The sequence below is a fragment of the Stenotrophomonas sp. 05N423 genome (assembly GCF_056397145.1).
This window is the reverse complement of record NZ_JBFTMV010000002.1, coordinates 533,210-545,674: the sequence shown is the minus strand read 5'-3', so window position 1 is coordinate 545,674 and position 12,465 is coordinate 533,210. Positions and strand designations below refer to the sequence as shown.

Annotated in this window: 10 protein-coding genes; 8 read left to right on the top strand and 2 right to left on the bottom strand. The window is 69.6% G+C overall.

Annotation, left to right across the window (positions count from 1 at the left end; translation table 11 throughout):
• The 8 genes from AC1DGW_RS06330 to AC1DGW_RS06295 form a co-directional block, all read left to right on the top strand.
• Positions 1-651: methyl-accepting chemotaxis protein (locus tag AC1DGW_RS06330; protein WP_478020654.1), on the top strand; the 651-nt coding region annotated here is incomplete at its 5' end.
• Positions 652-838: 187 nt separating this feature from the next.
• Positions 839-2,989: a methyl-accepting chemotaxis protein gene (locus tag AC1DGW_RS06325; RefSeq protein WP_478020652.1), complete on the top strand. Its 2,151-nt coding sequence runs from the start codon at positions 839-841 to the stop codon at positions 2,987-2,989.
• Between the two features lie 10 nt (positions 2,990-2,999).
• Positions 3,000-3,845: a CheR family methyltransferase gene (locus tag AC1DGW_RS06320; RefSeq protein WP_478020650.1), complete on the top strand. Its 846-nt coding sequence runs from the start codon at positions 3,000-3,002 to the stop codon at positions 3,843-3,845.
• Complete coding sequence (gene cheD / locus AC1DGW_RS06315) at positions 3,842-4,438, top strand: chemoreceptor glutamine deamidase CheD (RefSeq protein WP_478020648.1); 597 nt, start codon at positions 3,842-3,844, stop codon at positions 4,436-4,438. The genes AC1DGW_RS06320 and cheD overlap by 4 nt, the downstream gene beginning before the upstream one ends.
• Positions 4,435-5,517: a protein-glutamate methylesterase/protein-glutamine glutaminase gene (locus tag AC1DGW_RS06310; protein WP_478020645.1), complete on the top strand. Its 1,083-nt coding sequence runs from the start codon at positions 4,435-4,437 to the stop codon at positions 5,515-5,517. The genes cheD and AC1DGW_RS06310 overlap by 4 nt, the downstream gene beginning before the upstream one ends.
• 3 nt (positions 5,518-5,520) lie before the next feature.
• The gene (locus AC1DGW_RS06305) at positions 5,521-8,052 is read left to right on the top strand and encodes a sensor domain-containing protein (RefSeq protein ID WP_478020643.1); all 2,532 of its coding nucleotides are present in this window, start codon (positions 5,521-5,523) and stop codon (positions 8,050-8,052) included.
• 173 nt (positions 8,053-8,225) lie between these two features.
• Positions 8,226-9,014: a YggS family pyridoxal phosphate-dependent enzyme gene (locus tag AC1DGW_RS06300; RefSeq protein ID WP_478020640.1), complete on the top strand. Its 789-nt coding sequence runs from the start codon at positions 8,226-8,228 to the stop codon at positions 9,012-9,014.
• Between the two features lie 85 nt (positions 9,015-9,099).
• The gene (locus tag AC1DGW_RS06295) at positions 9,100-10,188 is read left to right on the top strand and encodes a restriction endonuclease (protein ID WP_478020638.1); all 1,089 of its coding nucleotides are present in this window, start codon (positions 9,100-9,102) and stop codon (positions 10,186-10,188) included.
• A gap of 107 nt (positions 10,189-10,295) precedes the next feature.
• On the opposite strand, the gene hutC is transcribed toward AC1DGW_RS06295, so the two are convergent.
• Together hutC and AC1DGW_RS06285 are read right to left on the bottom strand one after the other, a co-directional pair.
• On the bottom strand, positions 10,296-11,024 hold the full coding sequence (gene hutC, locus AC1DGW_RS06290) for a histidine utilization repressor (RefSeq protein WP_478020635.1): 729 nt from the start codon (positions 11,022-11,024) through the stop codon (positions 10,296-10,298).
• Between the two features lie 19 nt (positions 11,025-11,043).
• Positions 11,044-12,414, bottom strand: a complete 1,371-nt coding sequence (locus AC1DGW_RS06285) for a formimidoylglutamate deiminase (RefSeq protein WP_478020633.1) — start codon at positions 12,412-12,414, stop codon at positions 11,044-11,046.
• Positions 12,415-12,465 lie beyond the last annotated feature (51 nt).

Genomic DNA, 12,465 nt, shown 5'->3' with positions numbered 1-12,465 from the left:
GCCTCGTCGAAGAAGATCGCCGACATCATCAGCGTCATCGACGGCATCGCCTTCCAGACCAACATCCTGGCCCTGAACGCGGCGGTGGAAGCCGCGCGTGCCGGTGAACAGGGACGCGGCTTCGCGGTGGTGGCAAGCGAGGTGCGTACCCTCGCCCAGCGCTCGGCCGGCGCCGCCAAGGAGATCAAGGAGCTGATCCAGGACTCGGTCGGCAAGGTCGGCGAAGGTTCGCAGCTGGTGCGCCGCGCCGGCAGCACCATGGGCGAGATCGTCAGCTCGGTGCAGCGCGTGACCGACATCATGGCCGAGATCTCCGCCGCCTCGCAGGAACAGAGCGCGGGCATCGAGCAGGTCAACCAGACCGTCACCCAGATGGACGAGACCACCCAGCAGAACGCCGCGCTGGTGGAGGAAGCCACCGCCGCCGCACGTTCGATGGAAGAACAGGCCTCGCACCTGGCCGAAGCCGTGGCCCTGTTCCGCCTGGACGAACGCGATGCCCCCGCCGTTGCGGTCAAGGTGACGCCGGCACCGGTCGTGGTCGCCGCTGCTCCGCCGGCACCGGTGGCCTACACGCCCGAGCCCAGGCCGCGCGCCCCGGCCCGCGCGGCCGTCGCCGAAGCCTTCGATTCGGACTGGCAGGAATTCTGACCCGTTCCCACAGCAACCCCGGCGCATGCCGGGGTTCTGCTGTCGGCCATCCGCCACCTTGGCTGTAGCCCAGCGCTACCCCCGGCAAGCCGCAGACTCAACTTGCATGGGGCCAGGCCGATACCAGTGAAGTCCCGCCTCCGTTTCCCACGTCGCGGCGGCCACTCCCCCAAATCCTCCATCGCGCATGAACATTCTCCGTACCTGGTCGAGCTTCATTTCCAACATCTCCGTGCGTGGCAAGCTCAACCTGCTCACGATCATCATCGCGGTCGGCGTGGTCACGCTGGCGGTGGTCGCGGCCCGCATGCAGTACCTCGACCTCTACGAGACCCGCAAGGTCTCGCTGCAGAGCGATGTCGAACTGACCTATGGCGTGCTGGACCATTACGTCGAACGCGTCGCCGACGGCACCCTGCCGCTGGAACGCGCACAGGCCGAAGCCATCACCGCGCTGGAGGCCATGCGCGCCAAGGGCGACTCCAGCTACTTCAACATCTACAGCACCGACTACGTCGTGCTGATGCACCCGTTCCGCAAGGACCTGGTCGGCAAGGACATGAAGGACTTCCGCAGCGAGGACGGCGTGCTGCTGTACCGCGACCAGGTCGAAGCGGCGAAGAACGGCGGCGGCTACGTCGGTTACGAATGGGCCAAGCCCGGGCAGAAGAACCTCGTTCCCAAGCTCGCCTACGCCGGCATGTACAAGCCCTGGAACTGGGTGATCTCCACCGGCGTCTACATGGACGACGTACAGACCCAGGCGCTGCGCTTCACCGGCATCATGACCGTCGCCGGTGGCGTGCTGGTGCTGCTGGTGTTCGCGCTGAGCTGGGTGATCGGCAGCCGCATCGTGCTGCCGCTGCGCAAGGCTACTGCCGTCGCCGACGCCATCGCCGGCGGCCGCCTGGACAATGCCATCGCCCAGACATCGCGCGATGAAGCCGGCCAGTTGCTGGGCAGCATGCAGCGCATGCAGACGCAGTTGCAGGCGGTGATCGCCGCGCAGCAGGAGATGGAGCGCCAGCATGACGCCGGCATCATCAGCTACCGCATGGACCAGAGCGCTTTCCCCGGCGACTACGGGGTGATGGTCGCCGGCACCAACCAGCTGGTGGGCAGCCATATCGGCGTGAAGATGCAGGTGATCGAACTGGCGCAGCGCTATGCCGTGGGCGACCTGACCCGCGACATGCCGCAGCTGCCCGGCGAGAAGGCCGAGATCACCGAGACCATGGCTGCCATCAAGCGCAACCTCACCGCGATCAGCAGCGAGATCCGTCGCCTGAGCAGCGCCGCGGCCGCCGGCGACTTCAGCCAGCGCGGCGACGAGGAACGCTTCCAGCACGATTTCCGGCAGATGGTGCACAACCTCAACGCGATGATGGAGGCCACCGATCACAGCCTGGCCGAGACCTCCAGCCTGCTGCAGGCCATCGCCCGCGGCGACCTCACCGCACGCATGCACGGCGACTTCCACGGCGTGTTCGCCCGGATGCGCGACGACGCCAACGCCACTGTCGCCCAGCTGACTTCGATCGTCGGCCGTATCCAACAGGCCGCCGGCAGCATCAACCTGGCCGCCTCGGAGATCGCCACCGGCAACAACGACCTGTCGCGCCGTACCGAACAGCAGGCCGCCAACCTGGAGGAAACCGCCGCCTCGATGGAGGAACTGACCTCCACCGTGCGCCAGAACGCCGAACATGCCCGCCAGGCCAACCAGTTGGCGCAGGGCGCCGCCGGCGTCGCTTCGCAGGGGGGCCAGGTCGTGGGCCAGGTCGTCACCACCATGGCCGACATCGAGGCTTCCTCGAAGAAGATCGCCGACATCATCAGCGTCATCGACGGCATCGCCTTCCAGACCAACATCCTGGCGCTGAACGCCGCGGTGGAAGCCGCGCGTGCCGGTGAACAGGGCCGCGGCTTCGCCGTGGTCGCCTCGGAAGTGCGTACCCTCGCCCAGCGGTCCGCGGGTGCGGCCAAGGAGATCAAGGGGTTGATCGAGACCTCGGTCGACAAGGTGTCCGAAGGCTCGGCACTGGTGCACCAAGCCGGCACCACCATGGGCGAGATCGTGACCTCGGTGCAGCGCGTGACCGACATCATGGCCGAGATTTCCGCGGCCTCGCAGGAACAGAGCGCCGGCATCGAGCAGGTCAACCAGACCGTCACCCAGATGGACGAGACCACCCAGCAGAACGCCGCGCTGGTGGAGGAAGCCACCGCCGCCGCACGCGCGATGGAGGAACAGGCCATCGTGCTGAACGACGCCGTGTCCGCCTTCCGCCTGCAGGCCTCCTCCCACGCTCCCCGTACTCTGGCCATGGCCAGCTGAGGTTCCCACGGTGTCCCTGTCCGCTACCGCCTCACGCGATTTCGAGTTCAACGACCGCGACTTCCGCCGCGTCTGCGAGCTGATCCACAAGCGCGCCGGCATCGCGCTGGCGCCCGCCAAGCGCGACATGGTCTACGGGCGCCTTTCGCGCCGGCTGCGGGCGCTCGGCCTGCAGTCGTTCGAGGACTACCTGGACCAACTCGAACGCAACGGCGGCGACGAATGGCAGGCGTTCACCAACGCGCTGACCACCAACCTGACCTCGTTCTTCCGCGAGCCGCATCATTTCGAGAAGCTGCGCGAGGAACTGCAGGCGCGCGCCCACCGCGCGCCGCTGCAGATCTGGTCGTGCGCGGCATCCACCGGCGAGGAGCCCTACTCGCTGGCGATCACCGCCTGCGAGACCTTCAACAGCCTCACCCCGCCGGTACGCATCCTGGCCACCGATGTCGATACCCAGGTGCTGGCCACCGGCGCGCAGGGCGTATACCCGGTCGAACGCATCGCCGGTCTCGACCCGTCGCTCAAGCGCCGCTATTTCCAGCGCGGCAGCGGCCCCAACGAAGGCAAGTGCCGCGTGGTACCGGCGCTGCGCAAGCTGATCGAGTTCCGCCAGCTCAACCTGCTGGCGCCGCGCTACGACGTCGGCGGCCCCTATGACGCCCTGTTCTGCCGCAACGTGATGATCTATTTCGACAAACCGACCCAGCGCGGCATCCTGTCGCGGCTGGTGCAGCACATGGGCGACGACGGCCTGCTCTATACCGGCCACTCCGAGAATTACCTGCACGCGGCCGACCTGATCCAGCCGTGCGGACGCACCCTGTACCGCCGCGTGCGCGGGGCGGGTGCATGAGCATGGCCGCCCCCGCCGACGATGTGATGCGTTACCGCGATGCCCGTTTCCAGACCATCGCCGCCAAGCTGCTGCCCACCCAGTACCTGGTGGTGGACGACGATACCGCCCTGACCACCACGCTGGGTTCCTGCGTGGCCGCCTGCATCCGCGATCCGGTGCTCAAGATCGGGGGCATGAACCACTTCCTGCTGCCCGACGGCAACGTCGGCGATGGCGCCCCCGCGCGCTACGGCAGCTACGCGATGGAACTGCTGATCAACGACCTGCTCAAGCGTGGCGCCCACCGCAAGCGCCTGGAGGCCAAGGTGTTCGGCGGCGCCAACGTGCTCAAGGGCTTCACCAGCAACCCGGTCGGCACCCGCAATGCCGAGTTCGTGCGCCAGTACCTGCGCGCCGAGCACATCCCGGTGATCGCCGAGGACCTGCTCGGCATCCACCCGCGCAAGGTCTGGTTCTTCCCGCAGACCGGGCGCGTGGTCGTGCAGCGCCTGCCGCATGCGCACGAAGCCGAAGTCGCCGCCGCCGAATCGGCCGTGCGCGCCCGCCTGTCCAAAGCCCCGGTCACCGGTGGCGTGGAGTTGTTCGAATGAGCCTGCAGCCCCCCTGCCGCGTGCTGGTCGTGGACGATTCGGCGCTGGTCCGGCAGATCCTCACCGATCTGCTGGCGCGCGACCCGGGCATCGAGGTCGTCGGCACCGCTTCCGATCCGCTGATCGCGCGCGAGAAGATCAAGCGCCTGAACCCGGACGTGCTGACCCTGGACGTGGAAATGCCGCGCATGGACGGGTTGGCCTTCCTCGAAAACCTGATGCGCCTGCACCCGCTGCCGGTGGTGATGGTGTCCTCGCTGACCGAGCGCGGCGCCGACACCACGCTGCAGGCGCTGGCGCTGGGCGCGGTGGACTTCGTCGCCAAGCCCAAGCTCGACGTGGCCCGCGGCCTGGAAAGCTACGCCGCCGAGATCTGCGCCAAGGTCAAGATGGCCGCCCGCTCGCGGGTGCGCGCGCTCGCGGTGCCGTCGCAGGCCAAGCGCACGCTGGACACGATCGCGCCATCCGCGTCGCCGGCCGGAGCCTCGTCGCTGAAGTTCCGCACCACCGACCGCCTGATCGCCATCGGCTCCTCGGCCGGCGGCACCGAGGCGCTGCGCGTGGTGCTGGAGATGATGCCGGCCGACGCGCCCGCCATCGTGCTCACCCAGCACCTGCCGGCCAGTTTCAGCACCGCGTTCGCCGAACGCCTGGACCGCCACTCGGCCATGTCCGTGCGCGAGGCCAGCGATGGCGAGGCGATCCTGCCAGGCCATGCCTACCTGCCGGTCGGCGGGCGCCACCTGCGCATCATCCGCGACGGTGCCCGCTGGCGTTGCCGCATCGACGATACCCCGCCGGTGAACCTGCACAAGCCCGCGGTGGACGTACTGTTCCGCTCGGTCGCGCAGAACGCCGGCGCCAATGCCATCGGCGCCATCCTCACCGGCATGGGCGACGACGGTGCGCGCGGCCTGCTGGAGATGAAGCAGGCCGGCGCCCGTACCCTGGTGCAGGACGAGGCCACCAGCGTGGTCTGGGGCATGCCCGGTGCCGCGTTCAAGCTCGGTGCCGCCGACGAGGTGGTGCCGCTGGAGCAGGTCGCCACGCGCCTGCTGGCCTGGGCGCAGCAGGGATAACCGGTGTCGCGCGCCGAGCCGGCCGGGCCCCAGGCATCGACAGCGGAGCCGGCCGATACGGCCGGCGAAACAGCGCTGCGCCAATGCCTGCAGGACGCGCCGGACGGCATTCTCGTGCTCGACCGGGACGAGCGCGTCCAGCTCTGCAACCGCAGGGCGGGCGAACTGCTGGGCCTGGACCGGAACAGGACGGACGATTCCGCTCTGCCGGACCTGTTGACGCCCGACGAACATGCACGATGGCTTGAAGCGCTGCAGGCGCAGCCGCCGGCACCGCTGCTGCTGGCCGCCGGTGCGCGGCCCGGGCGGCAGGGCGATCTCTGGTTGTCCGCAGGCCAGGGCGGTTTCCCGCGCATGGCCGTGCTGCGTCCGGCCACCGAACATGCGCAGGAACAGGAGCACATCCGCCTGTTGTCGCAGGCGCTGGACTGCAGCGACAACGCGATCTTCCTGTGCGACAGCCAGGCGCGCATCCGCTACATCAACGAGGGTTTCGTGCGCATGCTCGGCTATGCGCCCGACGAAGCGCTGGGCAAACTGCCGCGCGAACTGATCCGCGGCCCGCACACCGACGTGGCGACGCTGGACCGGCTGGGCGACCAGCACCGTGTCGGCCGCGCCCACCGCGACCATCTGCTCGGCTACCGCAAGGACGGCAGCCCGCTGTGGCTGTCGGTGGTGGCCACGCCGCTGGCCGACGCCAGCCGCAGCCTGGTCAACATCTTTACCGACATCACCGAAGCCAAGACCCACGAGGTGCTCAATGGCAAGGTGCTGGACGCGCTGGTGCGCGAGGAACCGCTGGCCACGACCATGGCGCTGGTGTGCCAGGAAGTGGAGCGGGTCGCCCCCGACCTGTGCGTGACGGTGACCCGCAGCGAGGCCGACGGGCGGTTGTCCGTCCTCGCCGCCCCCGCCGCGCTGATGCCGGCCAACGGCATGGCCGCCTGGGATCATCCGGCCTGCGTGCAGGCGCTGCGCCGTGGGCGGGCGGTGGAAGTGGAGGACATCACCAGCGACCCGATGCTCGACGGCCACCGCGCGACGCTGCTGGGGCTGGGCCTGCGCGCCTGCTGGTCCAACCCGATCCGCTCCACCGCCGGCCAGGTGCTGGGCACGCTGGCGTTCCATTGCCACCGCCCCGGCCCGCCGCTGTCCTGGCACCGCCGGCTGGCCGAACTCTGCCTGCACCTGTGCGCGCTGGCGCTGGAGCGCGAGCAGGCACGTTCGCGCATGCACCGGCTGGCGTTCTACGACGTGCTCACCGGCCTGCCCAACCGGGTGATGTTCAATGCGCTGAGCGAACAACCCTTGATGCAGGCCGAACAGCAGGGTGCGCCGATGGCGCTGCTGTTCGTTACCCTGGACCGCTTCAAGCGCATCAACGAAAGCCAGGGACATGCGGCCGGCGACGGCCTGCTGCGCGACCTGGCGCGGCGCCTGCACGACATCGCCGGCCCCGAGTCCGTGGTCGCCCGCCAGGTCGCCGACGAATTCACCCTGCTGGTCCCGCACTGCGCGCACCACCAGGTCGCCACGCTGTGCGAGGAATTGCTGGCGATGATCGCCGCTCCCACCGTGGTCGGCAGCATGACCCTGCATGCCAGCGCCAGCATCGGCGTGGCGATGTACCCGGAAGACGGCCGCGCGATGGACACCCTGCTGCGCCACGCCGACCTGGCCATGCGCCGGGCCAAGGACGAAGGCGGCGGGCGTTTCCGTTTCTTCAGCGCGGACATGAACCGGCTGGCGCAGGAGCGCCTGCTGCTGGAGGCCACGCTGCGCGATTCGCTGCGCCACGGCGGCCTGCGCCTGCACTACCAGCCGCAGATGCACGGCGACGGCAGCGGCCTGTATGGCGTGGAAGCGCTGCTGCGCTGGCGCCATCCGCATCTGGGCGAGATTCCGCCCGCCCGCTTCGTGCCGCTGGCCGAGGAATGCGGGCTGATGACCGAACTGAGCCGCTGGGTACTGGAGGAAGCCTGCCGCCAGCAGGCCGACTGGCGCCGCCGCGGGCTGGAGGTGCCACGGATCGCGGTGAACCTGTCGGCCAGCACCTTCGAACTGCCCTCGCTGGTCGAGCAGGTACGCCAGCTGCTGGAGCGCCACCAGCTGGCGCCCGGTGCGCTGGTGCTGGAGATCACCGAGAGCGTGATGCTCTCCGAGCAACCGCAGGTGCCCGCCAACCTGCACGCCCTGCACGCGCTGGGCGTGCAGCTCTCGCTGGACGATTTCGGCACCGGCTATTCCAGCCTCAGCCACCTGCACCGTCTACCGATCAGCGAGATGAAACTGGACCGCAGTTTCATCAGCGAGATCGGCCACGACCCGACCGCCGGCGCGCTGATCCTGTCGGTGCTGCGCATCGGCGAGAGCCTGGGCAAGCACGTGGTCGCCGAAGGCGTGGAAACCGAGGCCCAGCGCCGTTTCCTGATCGACAATGGCTCGCCGGTGCTGCAGGGCTATCTGTTCTCGCCCGCCCTTTCCGCCGATGCCTTCGAACAGTGGCTGGGCAACGCGGTCACCGCCCCGTAGGAGCGGCTCCGGGTGGCCTCGGGCCATCAGCCACGACCGGGTTTTGCCGGAAAGGCCATTTCGCTGCTGATGGCCCGAGGCCACCCGGAGCCGCTCCTGCGGGAAACATCGCGCCACCCGCAGGCCGGACGACCGATAATGCAGCCGCACCACCGCTGCCCAAGGAACGCTCCATGACGGACACCCCCACCCGCCACGACCAGCACGGCCGCTACCCCCGCGCCGAGACCACCGACGATTTCCGGCACAACCTCGAGGCGGTCCACGCGCGCATCGCCGCGGCCTGCCGACGCGCCGGCCGCGACCCGGCCGGCGTGCGCCTGCTGCCGGTCAGCAAGACCATCGACGAGGCCCGCATCCGCCACGCCTACGCCGCCGGCTGCCGCTTCCTCGGCGAGAACAAGGTGCAGGAGGCGCACCACAAGTGGGAGGCGATGCAGGACCTGACCGACCTGCGCTGGTCGGTGATCGGCCACCTGCAGACCAACAAGGCCAAGCTGGTGGCGCGCTTCGCCAGCGAGTTCCAGGCCCTGGACAGCCTGCGTCTGGCCGAAACCCTGGACCGCCGCCTGCAGCTGGAAGGCCGCACGCTGGACGTGTTCGTGCAGGTCAACACCTCCGAGGAGGACAGCAAGTACGGCCTGGCGCCGGCCGATGTACCGGCCTTCATCCGCGAACTGCCGCAGTTCCCAGCCCTGCGCGTGCGCGGACTGATGACCCTGGCGCTGTTCTCCGACGACGCCGAGCGCGTACGCGCCTGCTTCGTGCGCCTGCGCGGGCTGCGCGACCGCCTGCGCCAGGAGGTGCCGGACGGCATCGGCCTGGACGAGCTGTCGATGGGCATGTCCGGCGATTTCGAGATCGCCATCGAGGAAGGCGCCACCGTGGTGCGCGTCGGCCAGGCCATCTTCGGCGCGCGCGCGGTCCCGGACAGCCATTACTGGCCGGGTGGCAACAGCTGAACGCCTGCCTGCCAGCACGCTTCGACCACGCGGGAAGCGCTATAAACTGCGCGCCTGCACTCTCGCTTCCTCACCGGACGTAACGATGTTTTCCTGGATCCTGGCCCTGCTGCTCGCACTGTTCGTCTGGGGCCTGACCTCCGCCTGGCTGTGGATGGTCAAGCGCCGGAAAACCGAGACGCAGCACGGCCTGGCCGCGTTGGCGGGAATGCGCTGGCGCGAGTTCTCGCAGATCGTGCGGCGTGCCATGGGCGAACAGCGCGGCCTGCACGACCTGTCCGGCGAGGACAACGGCGACCGCGGCACCAGCAGCGACTTCCTGATGGAACGCGACGGCCAGCGCTGGCTGCTGTCGTGCAAGCATGGCCGCGCCTACCGGATCGGCGCGCCGGCGATCACCGAACTCGGTGCCGCCCTGCGCCTGACCGGCGCGGCCGGCGGCATCCTCATCACCGAAGGACGGGTCGAACGCGATGGCCTGGCCGCGGCGGAAAAAGAGTCCATCGAAGTGCTGGACGGCCGTGTGCTGTGGCAGGTCCTCGCCCCCTGCGTGCCGGAAGACGTGCGCACGATGGTGGAAGGCATCGCCCGCCGCGAGGCGGTGCGGCAGACCGGCATCGCCGCGCTCGGCGCAGTGGCGGTGGGCCTGCTGGCCGGCCTGGGCTATATGACCGCGCAGGTGGACAAGAACCTTTCCCCGAGCGCGCAGGCCTCCGTGGCCGCATCGGCGCCGGCGGCCTCGCCGCGCCAATCCGCACCCGCACCGGAAGCGCCCGCCCGGACACCGACGCCAGCGAAGGCCGACGTCACCGCCCCCGCTCCTCCCGCCACCGTCGCGCCGCAGCCGGCACCTGCAGCGCCTGCCGCCGCGACCAAGGGCAGCGCCGCCAAAGCCGCGGCGGAAGACCTGCTGGAAGATCCCGATCCGGAAACCCTGCTGCGCTACCAGCAGGCCGTGTCCAAGAAACTGGCCGCCACGCCCGGCGTCATCAGCGGCATCTGGCTGACCCGCTCCACCCTGTCGGTCGAACGCAGCGGCGACGACGCCACGGTATGGCCGCTGATCTGCCGCGAGGTCGAGCACTACCCGGCGCTGCGTACCGTGCGTGTCCAGCTCAACCCGCGTCCCGGCACCGGCGAGCCGGTGCGCTGGCGCCAGTGCCGCACGATCTGAGAAGCCACTCCCGCAGGAGCGCACTCGTAGGAGCGCACTTCGGTGCGCGATGAGGCTTTCCCGGTAGAGTCCCATCACGCACTGAAGTGCGCTCCTGCCTGGGGCGCTCAGCGGCCGCCCGGCGCGAAACGCGCGATCAGGTCGTAGGCATCACCCAGGAATTTCTGCCGCACCCAGGTGATCGGCATTTCGCCGCGCCAGGTCTGGCGGTCGATCACCAGGCAGGCGGTGCCCACCGGTACCTCCAGCAACGCCGCTTCGGCGGCGGTGGCGGCCACCGCGCTGATGCGGTGCTGGCCGCGCGTCCACGACACGTTCTGCAGCAGCCAGCTGCCGGGCGCGTGGGTGGAGAAATCCACCGTCAAGGTTTCCGGCACGGCTTCGGGATTGATCAGGCGCCGCTCCAGCGCCAGCGGCCGGCCGTCGGCCAGGTGCAGGCAGCGCAGCGCCAGCAGTTCGCCTTCGCCCACCAGCCGCACCTCTTCCGGCACCGCCGCATCGGCGCGACGCTGCTGCCGCTCCAGCAGCTGGAAGCCGTAACGGTGGCCACGCTCGTTCACCGCCAGCGCGATGTCGGGGATTTCCAGCGCCACCTGCTCCAGGTGCGGCGGCTGCCGCGCGACGAAGGAGCCGGCGCGGCGGCGGCGCTCGATCATGCCGCTCTCGGCCAGCGCGGTGAGCACCTTGTTCACCGTCATCCGCGAACAGCCGTACTGCGCCATCAGCTCGTGCTCGTAGGGAATGCGGAAACCCGGCGCCCATTCGCCGCTGAGGATGCGGCCTTCGATGTCGCCGCGGATGCGCTGGTTGAGGCTTGGCGCCTTCTTTTCCTTCACTCGTGGATCCTGCCTGGAGTCAGCCCAGTATCCGCTGCAATGCCGTCCGATAGCGCGCGGCCACCTCGTCGCGGCGCACATGGCGGCCATCGCGCACCCATTGCCTGCCGTTGCGCCACACAGAACGCACCGCGCCGCCGCGTGCGGCGAACACCCAGCTGTCCAGCAGCGTGTCGCCCACACGGCCATGCAGCGACGGATGCGCCGTGTCCAGTTCGACCAGATCCGCCGGTGCGCCGACAGCCAGCCCGGCCGCGACGCCCAGCGCCTGCGCGGCGCCGTCCTGCGCCTGCTGGTACAGCCAGCGTCCGCTGGACAGCTCGCCCGGGGAGACGACGTTGCGCCCGCGCAACGCCAACCGTTGGCCATACTCGAGCAGGCGCAGCTCCTCGGCCGCGTCGATCAGCACATTGGAATCGGAACCCACGCCGAAACGGCCGCCGTGCTGCACGAAGTCGCGCATCGGGAACAGGCCGTCGCCCAGGTTGGCCTCGGTGATCGGGCACAGCCCGGCCACGGCGCGGCTGTCGGCGATGCCGCGTACTTCCTCGTCCTGCAGATGGGTGGCGTGGACCAGGCACCAGCGCTCATCGACCGGCGCGTTGCCCAGCAGCCATTGCACCGGGCGCTGCCCGCTCCAGGCCAGGCAGGCCTCGACCTCGCGCATCTGCTCGGCGATATGGATGTGGATCGGCCCGGGCGTCAGTTCCACCAGCGCCTGCAGCTCCTCCGGCGTGCAGGCGCGCAGGCTGTGCGGCGCCAGGCCCAACACAGCATCCGGGGTGTCGCGCAGCGCCTGCCGGCAGCCGTCCAGCAGCACGGCGAAACCTTCGACGTCATGCAGGAAGCGTCGCTGCGCCGGCAACGGCGCGGCGCCACCGAAATCGCTGTGCGCGTAGAACACCGGCAGCAGGGTCAGGCCCAGCCCGGTGCCCGAGGCCGCCGCGGTGACGCGGCCGGCCATCTCGGCGTGATCGGCATAGCGCCGGCCGTCCGGCGCATGGTGCAGGTAGTGGAATTCGCCGACGCGGGTGAAGCCCGATTCCAGCATCTCCATGTAGGCCTGCTCGGCCACCGCCTGGAAGTCGTCCGGACCGAGCCGGTCCAGGAAGCGGTACATCAGCTCGCGCCAGCTCCAGAAGCTGTCGCCCGAGCGCCCGCCCACCTCGGTCAGGCCGGCCATGGCGCGCTGGAAAGCATGGCTGTGCAGGTTGCCCAGCCCCGGCACCACCACGCCCAGCGGCTGCGCACCGGCATCGGCCGGCGCATCGGCCGTCACCGACACGATGCGGCCGTGCACGCATTCGATGCGTACGTCGCGCGCCCAGCCCTGCGGCAGCAGGGCCTGCGCCGCATGGAAGCTGACCGGACTGGAAACCTCGTTCGCCATCACTGGACACTCTCCGTTGGTGGTGATTATTGTATATACAAATAAACGCGG

Bases quoted from the DNA above. Each gene is read 5' to 3' on its own strand.
- AC1DGW_RS06325 (WP_478020652.1), top strand. From the start codon at position 839: ATGAACATTCTCCGTACCTGGTCGAGCTTCATTTCCAACATCTCCGTG.
- cheD (WP_478020648.1), top strand. From the start codon at position 3,842: ATGAGCATGGCCGCCCCCGCCGACGATGTGATGCGTTACCGCGATGCC.
- AC1DGW_RS06310 (WP_478020645.1), top strand. From the start codon at position 4,435: ATGAGCCTGCAGCCCCCCTGCCGCGTGCTGGTCGTGGACGATTCGGCG.
- AC1DGW_RS06300 (WP_478020640.1), top strand. From the start codon at position 8,226: ATGACGGACACCCCCACCCGCCACGACCAGCACGGCCGCTACCCCCGC.
- AC1DGW_RS06295 (WP_478020638.1), top strand. From the start codon at position 9,100: ATGTTTTCCTGGATCCTGGCCCTGCTGCTCGCACTGTTCGTCTGGGGC.
- AC1DGW_RS06285 (WP_478020633.1), bottom strand. From the start codon at position 12,414: ATGGCGAACGAGGTTTCCAGTCCGGTCAGCTTCCATGCGGCGCAGGCC.